The 19,441-nt window shown below is 48.9% G+C and carries 15 protein-coding genes and 1 pseudogene; 7 read left to right on the forward strand and 9 right to left on the reverse strand.

Features of this window, described 5'->3' with window-relative positions; translation table 11 throughout:
* Nucleotides 1-191: 191 nt before the first annotated feature.
* From GSO_RS15660 to GSO_RS06220, 6 genes and pseudogenes are all read right to left on the reverse strand, one after another.
* Nucleotides 192-1,109, reverse strand: a complete 918-nt coding sequence (locus tag GSO_RS15660) for a glycoside hydrolase family 43 protein (protein ID WP_010490164.1) — start codon at nt 1,107-1,109, stop codon at nt 192-194.
* Between the two features lie 51 nt (nt 1,110-1,160).
* Nucleotides 1,161-3,679: pseudogene (locus tag GSO_RS15665) on the reverse strand (glycoside hydrolase family 30 protein).
* A 29-nt stretch (nt 3,680-3,708) separates the two neighbouring features.
* On the reverse strand, nt 3,709-4,728 hold the full coding sequence (locus tag GSO_RS06205; RefSeq protein WP_010490166.1) for a sugar kinase: 1,020 nt from the start codon (nt 4,726-4,728) through the stop codon (nt 3,709-3,711).
* 67 nt (nt 4,729-4,795) lie between these two features.
* Nucleotides 4,796-5,488 (reverse strand): GntR family transcriptional regulator, encoded by a 693-nt coding sequence (locus GSO_RS06210; protein ID WP_010490168.1) that lies wholly within the window; start codon nt 5,486-5,488, stop codon nt 4,796-4,798.
* Nucleotides 5,489-6,395: 907 nt separating this feature from the next.
* Nucleotides 6,396-6,581 carry a hypothetical protein gene (locus tag GSO_RS06215; protein ID WP_010490170.1) on the reverse strand — a complete coding sequence of 62 codons (186 nt, stop codon included), beginning with the start codon at nt 6,579-6,581 and terminating at the stop codon, nt 6,396-6,398.
* A gap of 16 nt (nt 6,582-6,597) precedes the next feature.
* Nucleotides 6,598-6,777, reverse strand: a complete 180-nt coding sequence (locus GSO_RS06220) for a bacteriocin (protein WP_029345538.1) — start codon at nt 6,775-6,777, stop codon at nt 6,598-6,600.
* 797 nt (nt 6,778-7,574) lie between these two features.
* On the opposite strand from GSO_RS06220, the gene GSO_RS15670 reads away from it, so the two are divergent.
* Together GSO_RS15670 and GSO_RS15675 are read left to right on the forward strand one after the other, a co-directional pair.
* Nucleotides 7,575-8,819, forward strand: coding sequence for an MFS transporter (locus GSO_RS15670; RefSeq protein ID WP_010490172.1), 1,245 nt, complete (start codon nt 7,575-7,577; stop codon nt 8,817-8,819).
* Entirely contained in the window at nt 8,819-10,192 is a 1,374-nt protein-coding gene (locus GSO_RS15675; protein WP_439708962.1) for a glycoside hydrolase family 30 protein, read from the forward strand. The genes GSO_RS15670 and GSO_RS15675 overlap by 1 nt, the downstream gene beginning before the upstream one ends.
* A 402-nt stretch (nt 10,193-10,594) precedes the next feature.
* Here the strand turns inward: GSO_RS15675 and GSO_RS06235 are convergent, their stop codons facing one another.
* Nucleotides 10,595-10,963: a hypothetical protein gene (locus GSO_RS06235; RefSeq protein WP_010490178.1), complete on the reverse strand. Its 369-nt coding sequence runs from the start codon at nt 10,961-10,963 to the stop codon at nt 10,595-10,597.
* 8 nt (nt 10,964-10,971) lie between these two features.
* On the reverse strand, nt 10,972-12,555 hold the full coding sequence (locus tag GSO_RS06240) for an MFS transporter (RefSeq protein WP_010490180.1): 1,584 nt from the start codon (nt 12,553-12,555) through the stop codon (nt 10,972-10,974).
* A gap of 271 nt (nt 12,556-12,826) precedes the next feature.
* On the opposite strand from GSO_RS06240, the gene GSO_RS06245 reads away from it, so the two are divergent.
* The 5 genes from GSO_RS06245 to GSO_RS06265 all read left to right on the forward strand — a co-directional run bounded on the left by GSO_RS06245 (nt 12,827) and on the right by GSO_RS06265 (nt 18,706).
* Nucleotides 12,827-14,461, forward strand: coding sequence for a mannitol dehydrogenase family protein (locus GSO_RS06245; protein WP_010490181.1), 1,635 nt, complete (start codon nt 12,827-12,829; stop codon nt 14,459-14,461).
* A 4-nt stretch (nt 14,462-14,465) separates the two neighbouring features.
* On the forward strand, nt 14,466-15,551 hold the full coding sequence (uxuA, locus tag GSO_RS06250) for a mannonate dehydratase (RefSeq protein ID WP_010490184.1): 1,086 nt from the start codon (nt 14,466-14,468) through the stop codon (nt 15,549-15,551).
* Entirely contained in the window at nt 15,551-16,981 is a 1,431-nt protein-coding gene (gene uxaC, locus GSO_RS06255) for a glucuronate isomerase (protein ID WP_010490186.1), read from the forward strand. Before uxuA ends, uxaC begins: the two co-directional genes overlap by 1 nt.
* A gap of 24 nt (nt 16,982-17,005) precedes the next feature.
* On the forward strand, nt 17,006-17,977 hold the full coding sequence (locus GSO_RS06260) for a sugar kinase (RefSeq protein WP_010490188.1): 972 nt from the start codon (nt 17,006-17,008) through the stop codon (nt 17,975-17,977).
* Nucleotides 17,978-18,055: 78 nt separating this feature from the next.
* A complete protein-coding gene (locus GSO_RS06265; protein ID WP_010490190.1) occupies nt 18,056-18,706 on the forward strand; it encodes a bifunctional 4-hydroxy-2-oxoglutarate aldolase/2-dehydro-3-deoxy-phosphogluconate aldolase in 651 nt (216 codons plus the stop codon).
* Nucleotides 18,707-18,891: 185 nt separating this feature from the next.
* On the opposite strand, the gene GSO_RS06270 is transcribed toward GSO_RS06265, so the two are convergent.
* Nucleotides 18,892-19,176, reverse strand: a complete 285-nt coding sequence (locus GSO_RS06270) for a hypothetical protein (protein ID WP_010490193.1) — start codon at nt 19,174-19,176, stop codon at nt 18,892-18,894.
* Nucleotides 19,177-19,441 lie beyond the last annotated feature (265 nt).

Consider the following 19,441-nt stretch of genomic DNA (forward strand, 5'->3'; position numbering starts at 1 on the left):
AATCAAGATGAAGTTCAGGCAACAGAAGCACGAACAGTCAAACTACAGCGTCGATCAACAAATCCAATTTATCTCTGAAATGAACAGTCCACCTGAAAAATAGCCGTACCCCAAAACCGGGATACGGCTATTTCATTGTCATGGGACTCGCACATGACTCTGGATCGCTTTTCTTACTCACTAAATCATTTTCACTGCCAACGTTTAATCAACCGCGCATAGTCCGCCTGATCAATCGGCAGCACTGACCCGTGGCGTGGCCGATCTGGCAACTGATAGGTCCCCGCAGATGGCTGCGTGAATTGACCGCTGGCAAGATCATCGGTCAGGGCTGGCACATACGCCCGGACGTCATGGTTAACTTGATCCAACAACAAACACCACTGACCATCCGGCAACTGGTAGGCTTGCGGTCCTTCCACACGCTGCATATTGGCCAGATAAGTCGACGCAATCGGCTGACCAGCAGCATCATCCAAATGCTGCACGCGATCCATCACGACTTGCCCGCGCTGATTCAGTTTCCAGAATCGATAGAAAACGCCATCCGCCGCAACCACATCGAGATCAATCACGTCATAAGTCGCATCGTTAAGATAAACTTCCGGCGTTGTAAAATGCTGAAAATCTTTAGTGTGGGCTGAATAGATACGCAATCTTTTCGGATTCTCCGTGGTATCCGTCGCCGACCAGAACAGCCGGTCATCCGCATGATCAGGATCCAAGATAGCTTCCGGCGCCCAGACACAGCCAAAATGGGGTCCTAACGTCACGGTTTCCCCTTGATCCCAAGTGACTAAATCCTTGGAATGCCAGACGAGCAGTTGATCACTGCCGGCAACCTCGGCGCGAGTCCAGGCACCGGGTTCTGTGTGTCCATACATCCGCAGATCCGTTGCCAGTAAAACGTAATCGCCCTTCTGCGTCCGAAACAGAAACGGATCGCGGGCGCCATGTGTCCCGAGTTGGTTGGTGACGACCGGCTTATTGTCATGCAACGCCGTAAAATGCAGGCCATCCCGACTGAGCGCAAAGTAAATTTGCTCGCCATTTTGGTACTGTTCACCCGTGAAATAGCTCATTAGATACCCATAAGCTGGCTGAGCCACCTGACTCACCTTCCTTTGAAACATACTGCCAGAGGTCGCAACTCCTGCCGCTTACAAGATCGGGGCCACGCCGTCAAAGGTATAGCTGCCATCAATAACTGTCACGGTGACGTGATGTTGCCCGGCTGCTAAGTCCGTCACCATCGTATTAGGCTGTTTGGCCAATGCTGTCAGCGGTACGACTTCTTGAGTACGGCCATCTACCGTGATCCGCAGGCGACTTGGTTGCTCTTGGATACCAAAGAGGACAAAACCCGTCCCATCAGTATCAAAATCAAGTGTGGCGCCTTGCTCGCCGGTCGATTGCGACCGTTCCCAGGCGTGCGGGAACCGGGCTGCAATGCGCGCCCAATGCTCGTCATTAAACGCTAAACCAGCATCCAGATCATCACGGCGATGTCCCAAAACCGCGGTCGCCGACGTGCTTGTCACCGTCAGACTGTGAATCACGGTCTTGAAATAACCGGTGCCGACCTTCACCTGTCCGGCTAATCCTGGCTGGTTGCTTGGATCATCATAAGTCACATACGTTTTGCCATCGACTTGCACGGTGATGTGCCGATCGGTTGCCTGTACCACCAGTTTATGGCTAGCAGCGGCATCAAAAACCGGTACGTCCAAGGTGTTTTGCAAGGCACCGCGCACGTAAAACCGCAGCTTACCGCCCACGGTGATTGTGGCGGCATACGGTGCGGAGAATAAGCTACCTTCAAAGTCATCCACACTGCGAACACCTAAGCCGACATAATTGGCACTTACCGTATTTTGTTGGGTCGTGGTATCAAATGTGAACGTCAACGCCGCTGCATAATTCAGCCAGCGAATATCGCCAACCGTGAAATTCGGGTCAGTTTGCGTTTCCCAGCCAAGGCCCGTGACTGCTCGGTGATCTGTTGCTGGAGCACTGGCTTCCCGCCATGTTCCACCACTTCAAAAGCACCATCCATGTCGGTTGTATACCGCGGTGTGCCGCCACGCCGTTTGAGATAATCTTCCGGCATGTCCGCATACGTATAGTCATCATGGAACAACACATGTTTTTCAGGATCCTGTTGCAACGGCTGATCCTGACTCACAACCGGACTCGGCAACTGCGCTTGCGGTTGAAAATCCGCCGTGGTTGCACTGACAATGGCCCGAGGTGCGATCGTGACCGTTACAACCCCGTCTTTTGGCGTCAGGGTTGCCACCTGTTCGCGGTCGTGGATCTTGCCATTTTTATCAGCCCACGTCTGCCAAACATGCAACGGCTTGCTGGCGGCCGGCAGATCCTTCACGCTCACCTGATAGTTCTGAGAAGCATTCGTATCGTTGACCAAAATAACCGTGTAGTCCGCGCGATCAGGTGCCACGAGGGTCATAGCGCTAGCGGCACCAAGGGCTTGACTCAGATTCTCGGTTCCAGCCACCTCACTCACAGTCGCACTCGGCACATACCGCCAGTTCTTGTCGGCAGTCTGATCACGCCAGCCGGTCAAGGCAAAATCGGTAAAATGATGCATCACTGCCAATCCGACCGAATCCTGCTGGAAGTAACCGGACCACGGCGTATCCATTTCCAGCAACTGCTTGCCTGGATACTTCGCGCCGGGATACAGGCCGCCAATCGCTGGCTGGAAAATGTACAGACTGCGCCGGGACCGTGCGTAGCTTTTGACCAACCGATTCGCAATGTCCAAGGCACTGATAAACCCGCCAATGCCGATGCCGGTTGTGTCCTGTACCCGCAACGTTCCGAATGTCACCGGAGCCACGCCTTCGCTGTACCAGACTTCCTTATGGAGCTGATCAGCAATTTGGGTAAAAGGATGATCCGGCCCGTCATCGGTATTGTAATGGTAGCCAACCGCCGGAATCACGGCCTGTAACTCGGGATCTTTAAGCAATTCTGTCCCCATGTCGGTGCCATAATTCTGGTCAGAAGTAATCAACTTAATTGCATGATAGTCCGCCAATGGAAAGCCTTCAGGAAAATCATCCTTGTCATTTTGCAGGCGGTGTGCAAACCACTTGAGATACCGATACATCGGGTGTTTGGTCTCGTTACGATCCGGATCGATGTAATCAAATACATAACCATAAGCCTGCCACGCTGCGATCACGGTTTGCTTGTAATATTGATACATCCCTTCAAAAGACGCGCTTGGCACCTTCTGATCAGGATCATCGGACTTCACTTGCTGCCAGGTTGGCCGCAAAAATCCGGGCTCTGCCCACCGCAACATGCAGGTCTTCAAATCCGGCTGAATCTTTTTGGCATCGGCAATCAATTGGAACCCCATACCGCGGGCGACGTTGGCCGGTTCGTCAGCTGTGCGTTGCGGTGCCGGTTCCGTCCCGCAAGATGTATTCGAGTCACTGCCAAGCTCCACCTTCAACATGCGCATCAACGGGTGCTCGCCGCCAAATAAATGTTGTAAAACCTGTTGATAAACTTTTGGCTGTTCCCATTTATAATCCATCAACAAGCGTGACGTATTGTTGCAGCTTAAGAGACCGAATCCTTTGATCGTATTCGCTTCATTTTGATCCAACTGCAGCTGGTCACCATCAATTGTTAAAGTATGCATTCGCGCTTCCTCGCTTCCTGTTCCCTGTCCTAACGATCAACCCCGCTGCCGGTCGCCATGACGGCGCGGACGTCGGCATCGGTAATCAAGTTCAGATCACCGCTAATGGTCAGTTTGAGAACACTGGCAGAAATCGCATAGTTGATTTTGGCTTGCGGATCGAAGTCATGCAGCGTGGCATGCATCAGGCCCGCACCAAAAGCATCGCCGGACGCAACGCCTTCCATGACATGCATATGGAAAGTCGGGCCTTGGTAGGTTTTGCCATTTTCGGCCAGCAATCCGGTCCACCAGCTGTCTTCAACCGAATGAATATTCCGGACAACACTGGCAACGGTTTTGACATTCGGCCATTGCTTCATGACCTGCAACATGCCGGCTTTGAAACTATCAATCTGATCAATCCCGGTTTCCATATTGCCATCAAATGCCTTGATTCCCAGCGTTGCTTCAAAATCTTCGTCATTCGCCAAAACAATCGTGATATACGGCATCACCTTGCCAAAGAAGTCTTGCGCTTCAGCTGGCGTCCACATTTTGCCCCGATAATTCATGTCACAAACAACGGTAATATCGTGGGCAGCACAATACTTCACCGCTGATTCAATCGCCGTTTTCATGGCTGGACTGATGGCCGGCGTGATTCCGGAGAAATAAAAATAGGCCACGTCTTTAAGCAGACTGGCCCAGTCAAATTCGTCAGCTTCAGCGGTCGCAAAGGAACTGCCGGCACGATCGTACACGACATTCGTATTGCGCACACTGGCCCCTTTTTCAAAGAAATAGATCCCCAAGCGCGGTCCGCCCCGCAGAATTTTGTGCGTATCGACACCGAGCCCGCGAATGGTGTTGCGCGCCGTGTCGCCTAATGCGTTATCCGGCAGCTTGGTAACATACTGTGCCTGATCGCCAAGCAATGCCAAAGAAACCGCCACATTAGCCTCGGAGCCGCCATAATTGGCCTCGAAACCGGACGCTTGAAGAATGCGTTGATGATCGTACGGTTTTAGTCGCAGCATCATCTCGCCGAATGTTAATACTTTTGTCATCTGTAAGACTTCCTTTCGTGAGGGCACGATTGCGCTTACAGAAGGCAATGTTCGTTATGAGATAGAACTAGTTAGGCTGGTGATTCGGGGTCGCTTGTCCTTCAAAATAATCCGGATAAGCGTTCAGAACGGTTTTGACGTCATCATCAATCGCCAACAAGTGATCAGCAACTAAATGACTCGCGAGTTCAGCATCCTTGGCTTTGACGGCATCGACAATCGCCTGATGCTCCGTCACGATGTTGTGCCACTGCAAGCCGCTCGCTTCTAAACGCAAATACCGATAGCGATTGAATTGCAGATTCATCTGCTGCACCCACGTCCAGACATATTGTTTATGATCTGCCATATAGAAGATCTCGTGAAAATCATGGTCGAGATCAAAGAAATGCTCATAATCGCGTGAGTTTTCATAAACGCCTTGCAGTGCCACTTGCTGTTCTAACTTGGCAATCTGTTCCGGCGTCATAATATTGACGGCATCTGCCACAATCGTTCTTTCCAAATTGACCCGGGCGAATCGGCCTTGGTACATTTCTTCCAGATTAATCTTTGATACATAAGTACCGCTCTGCGGAATGACATCAAATAGCCCTTCACGTCGCAAGCGGATAATGGCCTCCCGGATCGGGGTCGCACCGATTTTGAGTTGTGCGCTCAAGTCATTCTTGTCGACTTTTTCCCCGGGGGTCAGCTGCATGCTGAGAATCATCTGTTTGATGGCATTGTACGCCTCATCTTGATAATTCGAAATTTGCATGGGCGTCACCCTTCCTTCTTTTTCACTTTGTTACTTGATTGTATAACATCCCCAGCCATTCTAAAAAGATGTTGCTTCAGAAACTAAGTACTTTAACTTTTAAAAAATGCGTAAGCGCTGTCATGCCCTATGAGGCCATACTAATATATCAGTTGTGCTAATGTCAATGGCTTAACTTCATTTAACCTAATTTTTTAGGGTTTGTCATGTTTATTTGCTATAAATGATGAAAAGTCTTCTCCACATCTCTAAGTTCAAGTTCGCTGAGGACATGTCAGCAATCCACCGTAAGTACCCTAAATATTTCTCCAACTGGACTGCGGATGAAGACATTAAGATCGCGCCAGTTAAAGAAAGCTTCTATAATTTTGAGCTTGAACGTGGTCGCAAAGAGTAGTGCCATTCTGTACAGTTGTGAAATGGGGATGCTGAGACGCTGTTTTATACCCTCAGTCATGACTTAAATAGCAAAGTAGCAAACAAAAAACGGTGAATCATGCCGACAACCGCTGTAAGGCTGTGCTGGCATGTTCCATCGTTTTTCTTTGATACGCTAGCAGAAAGTTCTGCTGTACTTGTCATGGCCGTTCCCAAAAAGTGTGGTAACTATCGATCAAGATGATACATATGGTAACAACTGAAACAGAAGCAACTATTACCAAATCTACTTGTCGAGTTGTTAAGAGAGAGAAGCCTAAGTTAATAAGCAGGATCATGATTCTAGTGATAAATCCTCTGAAGCTTTTCGCTAGCGCCAACTCTATAAATCGACGAACACCTTGACGATCTCTGAAAATGATCAGGATTCCTAAAACGATTGACCATCCAAGATAATATTTCACTTATTATATGAACCCCTTTCTCTTTGGAACAGACATTTATAAGGATGGGTGTTCATCAACTTGCTTTAGCCAAAGATTTCTTCAAAGATGCCCTTAAAAAATTTGGGATACATAACTCCCATGAGCTTAGCGTCAGTGTCATAAATCGGCACTTGGCCTAAGCCGCTCTGGTATACATAACCAACAATTTTTCTGCCACCAGATATGCTTGCCAGTTGATCCTGAGTCATTCTCGCGATGTTTGCTTTCATATTTGAATCCTCCATTTTAGTGCTTTTTAAACCACTTGACCACTTTTACAAAGGGTGAAAATTGAATAACTTTCCCCACAGCTCGACCGATTTGATACGCCTGTTCTCCAGCGGCTTTGTAATCATAGTAATTATCTCCACCGGAAATAGTTGATAACTCCGTATCGCTTAAGACCGTTACTTTACCATTGAACATTGTGTGACCTCCTTAGTGTGAGGGACGATATACAGACTTTAGGAAGCGCTTTCCATATCACTATAGTATCTATTATTATCTTATGTGTCAACTAGTTAAGCAAAAATAAATTTTAACGGTTTAAAATGAACTATAAATAATAAAAAAATAAGGCGATGATCTGCGAACTAAATTCAATTATCATGGTTCGATATTGTAGAAATCATCATTTCCATGATAGACAATGTCCTTGCTAATTTTATCGCGCATCGTTCGCGTCTATGTGGCTTCCCTTGCAGAAATACGAAAATCAATTTGTCTTTTTTTGAACAAATATGCTGTTGCTGATTTTCAAATTACTCATCCCCCCAAAAATTTCCAAGTTTCCACACGTAATTTTTAGGGATTTTTTCCTTGTCACACCAGGTTTCTCAAGCTCTTACATATTAATATTTTAGTAAAAGGTTGACAGCGCTTTTAGTAAGCGCTAACATGACATTTGTAAGGATATACTAATATATCAATTCGCCGGTCGTTGCCTTCAGTCCGGCATTTATACAGCAAAACGATAAATGATCTGAGCTTATCAAGGCCAACATCTTTGGCGAATTGATATTCTGGCAAGTATCTCCCCACACGATCGTAAGTTTCCTCACAAACCCCTTATTCTGCAAAACACCGAGGCAGCCAACGACCACATAACATATAAAGAAAGAAGGGATGCACGGCAGACGGTATAAGCATGACGCCATTATGTTTTTTGATTCATAGGATTCAACGATCTAAGCCAATTATTTAATTTCATGGGAGTGAAAAAAATGGCAGATAAACTTGATAAAGACCCTAAAGCCGTTAAGACGACGGTTGGGGTTGTCACCAATGCGAAGGTTCAAGATTCGCAGCAGCCAAAATTACCATTCGGTGTTGCGACTGCGATGTTCCTAGCACCACTTTGCTGGTACGGGCCAATTGGTTCGACCCGAAGCGTTTTAATTCCACAGCTGTTCAGTCAGATTGATGCCGCACATAAGGTTTGGGCGGTCGGTATTTTGGCAACGGTCGCATCGATTACCGGTGCGATTGCTAACTTGCTCTTCGGAGCCTTCTCCGATGTCACCCGGACGCGTTTCGGGAAACGGAAACCTTACATTGTTCTTGGGACCTTAGTCATTGCGATTTCGTTAGTCGTTATTGCTAATCTAACGTCGATTACCGCGATCATCTTCATTTGGATTATTGCTGCGGCGGCTGAAAATGCCATTGCGGCCGCGATTTATCCGCAAATATCGGATCGTGTGGCACCTAAATGGCGTGGTACTGTATCGACCTTCTACGGTGTCGGTTTTACCATTGCGCAACAAGGCTTCGCACTTTTAGCTGCCCAGTTCCTTGGCAATGTTAAATTCGGTATTTACGTCATGGCAGCAACCACCGTTATCTTGGCGGTCATCCACGTTCTGTTAATTAATGAAAAGAGCAACCTAGACGAACCGAAGATCAAACTCGATAAGGAATCCCTCAAGAAGTACTTCTTCTTCCCGACGCATGATGCGCGTGATTTCTACCTGGCATTGTCCGGTAAATTCCTGATGGTTGTTGGTTCAACGATCGTTACGACTTTCCTGCTATTCATCTTTACCGACTACATTGGTCAGAGCACAAAAGAGGCCGGCAGTTCCATTTCAATCTTCTCGTCCATCATGCTGTTCATCGGTGTCTTCTTTGCTTTAGTCGGCGGTCCACTTGCTGATAAAATGAAGCGGGTTAAAGGCCCAGTTGTTATTGCGACGTTCGCGTTGGCAATTGCTGCTTTGTTCCCACTGTTTGTCAAAGAAGCTTGGGCAATGTTTGCTTACGCTGTTATCGCTGCTTTTGGTAATGGCTTGTACAACTCAGTCGATGGTGCGTTGAACATGGATGTTCTGCCATCTTCCGATACTGCCGGCAAGGACCTTGGCCTAATCAACCTGGCAACGGTGCTAAAATCGTCATCGATCCGGCTGACCAACATCAGGAATGGATCGGTGCCGGCGCTGCGATCACCGATGCTGCTGCCTCTTTAATCTGGAAGCAAAGCAAGGAACAGCGCAGTGCGTTGTTACATGAACTGTTTGATCCTGAGGAAGGCCATTTTTCCACGATTCGGGTGCCACTGGGTTCCTGCGAACCTGCCAGCCAGCCTTTTTACACCTATGATGATGTGCCATTCGGTGAACACGATGCTTCCTTAGCCAAGTTCTCGGTTGGTGAAGGCGAACCGGGTGCCCCTGATGCGACCAAAGACTTGAAGTACCTGATTCCGGTTCTCCAGGAAATTCTCGCCATCAATCCGGCCGTTAAAATTATGGCTTCCCCGTGGTCGGCACCGGCCTGGATGAAGAGTACCGGCCAGCTCAACATGGGCGGTCACTTGCGGTTCGGTGAATACACCAACAACGGGTATGCGGTTAAGGATACTTTTGAAGGTGTCTACGCGCAGTATTTCGTTCGTTACCTCGAAGAATATCGCAAGTATGGCATTCCGATTTATGCTTTGAGCATTCAAAATGAACCATCCAACGCACCGGCTTGGCCAGCCATGATCTGGACCATTCCACAATTGGCCCAATTCGGTTACAAGTACTTACGGCCAGCGTTGGATAAAACGTTCCCGGATACCAAGATGTATTTCTGGGATGGCAGTCTGAATGTGTTGGACGTTATCGACAAGCCGCTTAGCGAACTCATCACCCCTGATGAAGCTGCAGCATTTGATGGTTTTGCCTTCCATACCTATGACGGCCCGTACACCAACCTGTTTAAAGGCAGCCGCTTGAATCCTAACTGGCACTTAGCTATGACCGAACGGCGCTGCATGATCGAAGAAACGCCGGAAGATGCTTCCCATATTATGATGGGACTCATCGGCAACTGGCTCGTGCGCCAAGGGCTCAACATGATCGACCTTTGGAACATCGCTTTGGACGAACGCGGCCTGCCTAATCAGGTTGGCGCAACCGGTCGGCGTGGCGTTGTCACCATTGATCATAAAACCGGTAAAGTGCAGCGTAACCTCGAATATTACATGCTGCGCAACTTTAACCAGGATGTCGCACCAGGCTCCATCGTCATCGGCTCTACCAACTACACCCAAGACGGCTACACCGGCGGCCTCGGCTCCGTTGCATTCCTGGCACCGGATGGCTCCATTGCCGCACATATCTACAACCCGTCAGGCAAACCACTGGACGCCGAAGTCACCATTAACCGTGACGGCGCTTACGCTTGGCAACACGTCACCGTCCCGGCATGGGGCACTGTAACCCTGCACAAAGCCTTCGGACCGGTCAACGAAAGCAAGCCGCGCGAAGACGAAGCCTTCAAACTCAACCCATACCCAGCCAACCTCATGGACGACTGGGCTCCGGGTAAAGGCGTCAACGCAAACAAGAAATAAGTTAGTCGAAGCGAAACACCGTCACGCAGATCACTGCATGGCGGTGTTTTTTTGCTGAGCGTGAGCCAGCCCGGTTAGAAACCGGAGTGTAAGTGGCCTTGGGCGTAATGGCCGGGCTTTGGCCATTATGACCAAGGTCCTTACACGCAGGTTTCTGGGCTGGCGAACGCGTTATAGATAGAACGCAAAAGTCAGCCACCTCGCGTTTTTATACAATAGAGCAATCTCGAGCTTGGGTTACCTATCTCAACCAAGTTTTTACATGAACATCCTCGAACCAGCATAGTTTCTGGACAATGAAACATCCCTCCACGATCAGCAGATGTGCGATGAGCCTTCGTCTACTGATCGTGGAGGGACTATTTGAGCTTCATTCATGAATTGCCGGTAGCTGTTGCGTTTCTAACGTGCCTCGATCTCTTTACCTAGCTCTTCTAACAATGCAACCCACGATTTTTTACCTTGATATTTAACATCCATGCCTGCGACAAAATGCGCTAAAATCTTCTCCGTTGATTCGGAATACTTCCCTTTAATAGCTTGTAGTGCTTCATTGATTCGCAAATCTTCCCACTGCATGTAAGTTTGGCTTGTCCAACTCGAGCCATCAAATACCACCGCAAAAGTATCCGATTTGATCACGTGGCTAAGATCGGCACTTGATGACAAGCCGATTTTTGTTAAGTCAACATGCGCTAAACTCTGATGATCTAATGGTAAGTTCAAAAGTTGTTGCTTGACTTGGTTGTATACGATCACTGTATCTGCCATAAGTTCATTCACTCCTTCTTAGTGTCTTGTTTCTTTTTCTTTTCAGCTTGCGCATCTTCGTATGTTTCTTCTGGCCAAAGTTTTTCATACGGATAGCCAGTTAGCTCTTCAGCAACTAACCGCGCCTCCGAAGTAACGTCTGTCTTGGATCCGCCATTTTCCAATCGCTTGATTTCCTGTTGCAGGACATTATGCGTTTGACGATTTAATTTGAACGTCCACGAAACGACTAACGCAATGCCGATTAGAATCATTGGTGCGATCATGAAGAGCAACGCAACTTTGTCAGTGACGCCGGGCTGTTGCGTGCTGGCCGTTGATACATAGCCTAGTTCCTCCAGCAGAATTCCGGCAAGCCAAGTAGCCAATGCACCGGTGGATTTACGGAAGAAAGTCATCACAGCTGCGTAGGTCCCGGCTTTATCATCGCGCGTCATAATATGGTCAACGTCAGGAATGAATGGGAAAACGTTCCATGGCGTAAATTCAAGAATACCGCGTGACAACTGATAAACAATGGTGATGACAATCAAGACGACCATAGGATTCTTAAGGTGCAGAAAATAGGTCATCCCATATGCAATTAGCGCCAAAATAATACCGATATAGGAGACGCTATATAAAAATCGCGGTCCATGAGTGATCATTAACTTGGCTGCTAAAAGTGTCGATAAAATACCAAACACGGTGAGCGCATTTAAGACCCATGGAATATTTGATGCCATCCCCATGCAAACCACGATAAACGTCGGTAACAAAGTGGCATAAAAGTCTTTACCCGTAAATGAGAAAAGATAAATGGTCAGATGTTTCCGGAAAGCAGAGTTACGGAAAGTCTGAGCATAGTCATGCAGCGTCTCTTTAATGTATTGACCAACACTCAGCTTCGGGCGCGCATCCAACTCAGCAATAAACTCCTTCGTCAATGGGCGTTCCCATGTCATCCGATAAGAAATAAAAATGGCGACCACGAAAAGAATCGTCCATAGAATACCGGCAAATAAATAAGCATTTTTCTTTGCCGCAGCGCTTGGTAATGATTGCAAGATTGCCAAGATGAAGAAAACCAATGAAGTCCCGGTTGCGGAAATGAACATCCGTGAACCGGAAAGAATGGTTCGTTTCGTATAGTCGGTTGTCATTTCAGTCGGCAAGGTTTCCCAAGGGATCAAAATCATACCGACAAAAAGCTCCGTCAGTGTGTAGACAACAAGATAATAAATGAAGTCATGACCCGGTCCGAAAATAGCTGTCGCCGGTACCCAAAATGACAGGAATGATACCGCAAAACCGACAAGGCCGACTAACATCCAAAAATGCCGCCGACCATATTTTTTCCCTAGCTTGGTTTTATAGAAACCATCTGTGACCGTTCCGAAAACCAGCGAGAAAATCGCATCAAAAATTCGGGCAACACCTGTGATGGCACCGGCCATGGCAGGATTAAGTCCGACTGACAATGTGAGGTAAGCAAAAATGACCCCAGAAACGATGTTGTTCCACCCACCGCCCATTAAGTTAGTCAAACCGTAAGCCACGCCTCGTTTAACGTTGATTTCCTTAGGCGTATAAACCCACGAGGTATGTTTCATATGATCTGTCCTTTCTGTTGTTAAAAGCAGCATCAACTATGATACTAATATATTTGAATTCGCTTTCACTGTAAGCGATGCCAAAACTAAAGTCAATGATTTTCCAAGAAACCGTCAGCAAATAGCCGCTTAAAACGGTCCGGACACTTATAATTTATTTTCGAAAACATTAAATTTAAATTATCAGGTGATAGCGCTTTCCATTTTACCCAAGTCGTGCTATATTGAGGGTGTAGTTCTGATATATTAGTATATGAGGAGGTTCATTATTGTGGTTAAGTTAACCGACGATTATCAAGCAAAGGCTGATGAATTCAAGGCAGCCGGCATCGCTGTTCCGCAATTTGATCAAGAACAAATGAAACAAGCGACCCGAGCCAATCCGGTCTGGGTACACTTCGGTGGCGGGAACCTCTTCCGCTGCTTCCATGCGAAAATTGCGCAAGACTTACTGAACACCGGCAAGCTTAAGTCCGGGGTCATTGTTGCTGAAACCTATGATGGCGACGTTCCGGCTGACATCTACAAGCCCTACAACGATCGGGTTTTGCAGGTTGTCATGCAGCCAGATGGCACCCTTGATAAGACGCTGATTGCCAGTGTTGCCGAGGCCATCTACTACAACAAGAGCAATCCAGACGGCTGGGAACGGTTGAAAGACATTTTCACCCAACCATCGCTGCAACTGGTAACGATGTCCATTACCGAAAAAGGCTATCAACTCACCGACATCAACGGCAAGCTGACCCCAGCAGCTGAAGCCGATATCGCCGGTAAGCCAGATGATGCCGTTACCAACATGGGCGCCATCGCTCGCTTGCTGTTAGCCCGTTATGAAGCTGGTGCCAAGCCAATTGCCATGGTCAGCACCGACAACTTCTCCGAAAATGGCAAACGTTATGAAGACGGTATCTTGACCATCGCTAAAGGCTGGGCTAAGAACGGTACGGTCACCCAAGGCTTCATCGACTATCTGACCGATCCAAAACGCGTCAGCTTCCCTTGGTCCATGATTGACCGGATCACCCCGAACCCTGCCCAAAACGTTGCTGACAAGCTGAAGGCAGAAGGTTTTGAGGATACCACCATCGTCCACACCCCGAAGCACACCAACATTGCGCCATTCGGTAACACCGAAGAAACGCATTATCTGGTCATCGAAGACAGCTTCCCGAATGGTCGTCCGGCATTGGAAAACGCTGGCGTCATTCTCACGGATCGCGACACGGTTAACGATGCCGATCAGATGAAAGTCACCGCCTGCCTGAACCCACTGCACACGGCACTGGCTATCTATGGCAATCTGCTGGGTTACACCTCCATTGCTTCCGAAGTCGAAAATCCTGATCTACTTACATTGATCAAGTATCTTGGCTACAAAGAAGATCTTCCGGTAGTTAAGGATCCAAAGATTATCAACCCGAAGAAATTCCTGGATCAGCTGATCACCAAGCGCTTGCCTAACAAGAACATTCCGGATACGCCGCAACGGATTGCCAGCGACACGTCACAGAAGCTGCCAATCCGTTATGGGGTCACCATTCAACACTATTTAGACAAGGGTTCTGACAGCGTCAAGCAACTTAAAGCCATTCCATTGATCCTCGCTGGCTGGTGCCGTTACCTGATGGCGCTGGATGACAAAGGCAATGCCTTCACGCCAAGCCGCGACCCGTTGCTGGATCAATTGCAGCCATATGTTGCTGACATCAAGCTTGGTAGCGATGCCGACGTTCACGCCGCCCTCAAGCCAATTTTGAGCAACGACCAGATCTTCGGCCATGACCTGTATCAAATCGGTTTGGCTGACCAAGTCGAAGCCGACTTCAAGAAACTGATCGCCGGCCCTGGTGCCGTTGCCAAGACACTTGAACAATTCCGTCAAGATCACGAAAAGGAGCTTTGATTTTATGTCTGATTTAAAAATGGGTTTTCGCTGGTTCGGCGAAAAAGATGACCCAATCACCTTGCAACAGATCCGCCAAATCCCTGGCACTGACCAAGTCGTTGGCGCTTTATTCGATGTTCCGGTCGGCGACGTCTGGCCAAAAGAAAAAATTGCCGCTTTGAAGAAACAGGTCGAAGATGCCGGCTTAAAGCTGGAAGTCATCGAATCCGTTAACATTCACGATGACATCAAGATCGGCCTGCCATCACGCGACAAGTACATCGAAAACTACAAAGAAACCATTAAAAACCTGTCCGAATACGGCATCAAAGTCATTTGCTACAACTTCATGCCGATCTTCGACTGGTTGCGGACCAACCTTCACTACCAGCTGAAAGACGGCAGCAATGTCATGGCCTTCCAGCATCAGTATCTGAAAGACGATCCGCACGATATCATCGACTCCGTTCGCAACAACTCCGAAGGTTATGTCCTTCCTGGCTGGGAGCCGGAACGTCTGGCAGAAATCGAGCGTCTGTTCAAAGCTTACGCCGATGTTGACGCCGCTAAATTACGCGAAAACATGAAGTACTTCCTCGACGCCATCATCCCAACCTGCGAGAAGTATGATGTACGTATGGCCATGCATCCCGACGATCCGCCGCGCGAACTATTCGGTCTGCCACGGGTCTACAAAAACGCCGAAGACATGCGGATCATTGAAGGCATGCACGAATCCCGCTACAATGGCTTTACCATCTGTACCGGCTCATTAGGCGAAAATCCTGACAACGATGTGCCGGCAATCATCCGCGAATTCGTCAAGAAAGACCGGGCACCGTTCATTCATGCCCGCAACATCAAGTTCATGAACAAGGAAGGCGACTTCCACGAATCCGATCACCTTTCCAAAGACGGTTCACTGGATATGTATGAGATCATGAAGGCCTTGCACGACTTAGACTACGATGGCTACATCCGGCCAGACCACGGTCGCAACATCTGGGGCGAAAATGGTCGCCCAGGTTACGGCTTGTATGACCGCGCCTTAGGTATCATGTATCTGCACGGGCTCTGGGAAGCACTGGAAAAAGGAAGTGCAAAATAATGGCCTTTTTGGATGATGATTTTCTGTTAACCAACGAGCCAGCGAAGCAACTGTTTCATCAATATGCCGCTGACTTGCCCATTATCGATTTTCACTGTCACCTCAACCCGGAAGAAATCTACGAAAACCGTAACTTCAAGAACATTACCCGTATTTGGTTAAACGAAGGTACTTACGGCGATCACTACAAGTGGCGGCTTGAGCGGGCCAACGGGGTTCCGGAAGAACTGATTACCGGCGATGGTGATGATTACAAGAAGTTCGTCGCTTGGTGCGAAACTATGGAAAATGCCTGGGGCAACCCGGTGTTTGAATGGACCCACCTTGAATTACGCCGCTTCTTTGGCAGCGACTTGGTTTTGAGTCGCGACACCGCCAAACAAGTCTGGGATCTCGCCAACGCCAAACTGGCAACGCCGGAATTCACGCCACGGGCGTTGATTCGCCGCAGTCACGTCGAAGTTGTCTGCACCACCGACGACCCGGCAAGTGACCTGCACTATCACGAACTCATCGCGAAAGACGAAGACACCAATGGCTTCAAAGTCTTGCCAGCAATGCGTCCAGATAAGCTCATGGCAATCTGCGCAAACTCCTATGGCGAATACTTGCAGACCCTCGGCAAGGCAGCCGGCGTTGAGATTACTGACTTTGCTTCCTTGAAGAAAGCCATGAAACAACGCTTCACCTTCTTCGCCCAACACGGCGGCCACCTTTCCGACCACGGCCTCAACAGCTTCCACTACCGTCCGGCAAGCCAGGAAGCCCTTGATGCCATCATCAAAAAGGGTATCGAAAATCGCCCTGTCAGTGATGAAGAAAATGATCAATACATCACCGGCTTAGTCGAAATGCTGATGGACTTGAACCGCGAATTCAACTGGACGATGCAATTCCACGTAAATGTTGCTCGCAGCCTAAGTCTGCCAAATCTCAAAAAGATCGGCCCGGATACCGGGTTTGATGCGATGGGCAGCCAGCCGGATCTGGTCGGTGAAATTCGTGATCTTTTCCAGGCGATGGATGCACGCGGTCCGTTACCAAAGGTCATCTTCTATTCACTCAATCCTAATGACTGGTTACCATTGATCACCATGCTGCAAAGCTTTGTTGGCCAAGGTGACAAGCAACACCTGCAACTGGGCGCGGCTTGGTGGTTCAATGACACGGCTGAAGGCATGCACAAGCAGTTGCAAACCTTTGCTCAACAAAGTCTGTTGCCAAACTTTGTCGGGATGCTGACGGATTCCCGCAGCTTCCTGTCTTACCCACGGCATGAATACTTCCGGCGGGTATTGTGCAACTTCTACGGTGAGTTGGTAGAACAAGGCCGCGTGCCTTACGACCTGGAAGCCCTTGGCCGGATCGTCAAGAATATCAGCTACGGTAACGCCCGCAACTACTTTGGTTTCTACGACAACAAAGACTGAACGTTTAAAGGAGTACGATCACACGTGAATGAATGCCTGACAATCGGTGAACCGCTCGTCGTTTTCGCCGCTGAAGAAGCCGATGTTCCGTTGGCAGCGGCCAAACATTTTACCAAATATCTGGCTGGTGCCGAACTGAATGTGGCGGTTGGCTTAAGCCGGCTGGGCCATTCAGTTGAATATATCACGCATCTTGGCGAAGATCCGAATGGTATTTTCATTCGCCAGCAACTCACGGCGGCCGGGATCGGGTCAGACAATGTCACCACGACTTCGCGCTATCCGACTGGTATTGAGTTCAAAGCGCGCGTCACGCACGGTGATCCGAACACTTATTATCTTCGGGCCGGATCGGCAGCTGCCCATTTTGACCCGGATGCCATTGACCGCGTCGATTTGGCGGGCGTCAAGCTGGCGCACATCACCGGTATTTTCCCGGCGGCTTCGGCTTCGACGCTGACCGCAACGAAGCGCTTGATGAAGCGGCTCATCACCAACCACATCATGATCACGTTCGACCCCAATCTGCGCCCGGCATTGTGGCCCGATCAACGAACCATGGCGACGACCATCAATGAGCTGGCCAAAAGTGCCACCATTGTGCTGCCGGGGGCGGCGGAAGGCAAAATCCTGGTCGGCAGCGATGATCCTGAGACCATCGCCCACTTCTACCTCGATCAAAGCCCGCAGACGCAACTGGTTATCGTTAAAGTCGGTAAACAAGGTGCCTACTTGTTAGGCCGCAACGTGCCAGGGCAGCTGCTGCCGAGTTTTCCGGCGGCGCACATTGTCGATACGGTCGGCGCCGGTGACGGCTTTGCCCTTGGCGTCATCAGTGCCTTGCTCGAAGGCCGCTCCCCTGCCGAAGCAGCCAGCCGCGGCAATGCCATCGGTGCCTTGGCTATCCAGTCCGCTGGCGACAACACCGGCTACCCAACGCGATCACAACTTGACAAGTTTATGAAAACAAGTCTTAATGAAACAGGGCACGAATAAAAGCGCTTTAACTTTTTTCATGCTTCAAGACGCACAAGACGTTCTTCGTTACCAAACACGTTTAAGGAGTAAACAAACATGCAAAAATATGACTACCTGAATCGGTTAGTGAACACCGGCTGTGTCGCGGTTGTTCGCGGCAACGATGCCGATGAAGCTGTTAAAACCGTTGACGCCGTGATTGCTGGCGGCGTTACCGGAATTGAATTGACCTTCACGGTGCCACACGCAGACAAGGCACTGGACGAACTCAGCGAAAAGTACGCCGACCGTGACGATGTTCTGATCGGTGCCGGAACCGTTCTTGATCCGGCTACAGCACGTCTGGCCATCATCGCCGGTGCTAAGTTCATCGTCAGCCCAAGCTTCAACGCTGACGTCGCCAAAATCTGTAACCTCTACTCAATTCCGTACACCCCAGGCTGCTTCACGCCAACCGAGATTCAAACCGCGCTCGAAGCCGGTGTCGACCTAGTCAAGGTCTTCCCTGGCAGCGTTGCCGGCCCAGCCATGGTCAAAGCACTCCACGGCCCATTCCCGCAGCTGGCCATCATGCCAACCGGCGGCGTTTCGCTCGACAACCTCGAAACCTGGTTCGACGCCGGCGTTACCTTAGTCGGTGCCGGCAGCAACCTCACCGCAGCCGCCAAAACCGGCGACTACGCAGGCGTTACGGAAACTGCCAAGAAGTATCGGGCAAAGTTGGATGAAATTAAGGCTGGTAAGTAGTTTGTGAGTCATCCGCTTTGCGCAACAATTGAATAAGTCCTGAAAATGAAACATGCTTGCCAAGAAGCGATTGCTTTTGGACAAGCATGTTTTTTCTATTTTAAAAAAGGCGATGACTGGCCTAGCTTGGAAGCAAGAATTTTTGTCCAGATCCCACGTTTAAAAGGTGCGAGAAGTTTCCCATTTCATTTCTCAAAACGCTTTTCTTGCAGCCAGGAGAACAGTTTTTCGTACTGAGCTCTGCTAATGCGCGTGGAACGCCAGGATTCCAACATTTGAATGGCTTCCGAAAAGCTGTTCTCTTCGATGCAATGAGCTAGCTCTTCTTTATACCCTTTGAGACTCGTTTCGCCATCCTGAAACAGAACCACCGTTTCATTAGAATCGCTTTTCTTTGAAAGAATATACCCCAACCCTTGCGCAAAGCTCTTTATCTGCCGAAGTATGAAATCATTATCTTCATTATTCATACGCTGCTCCTTGTCCTAAGGGTAGGACGGTTGTTAAGGGTAATTATCTGTCATCTTTAAGCAATCGAACTGATTTTGTGTTGTTGCTATATACTGCCCTAATATGAATATAAAAGGTATATCGGAACACATCAAGCAAAGAAGACCAAAACGAAAATTAATGATTGTCGCGCTTGTCTCGGACATAAACGTGGGCGCTTATAGTTGACCTCATGATTAAAACCAACCTATAACTTTGTGAAGACGTTGCAGGTGATTTCCTTTA

Origin of the sequence: Lacticaseibacillus zeae DSM 20178 = KCTC 3804 (genome assembly GCF_000260435.1) — a bacterium.
Classification (GTDB): Bacteria; Bacillota; Bacilli; order Lactobacillales; family Lactobacillaceae; genus Lacticaseibacillus; species Lacticaseibacillus zeae.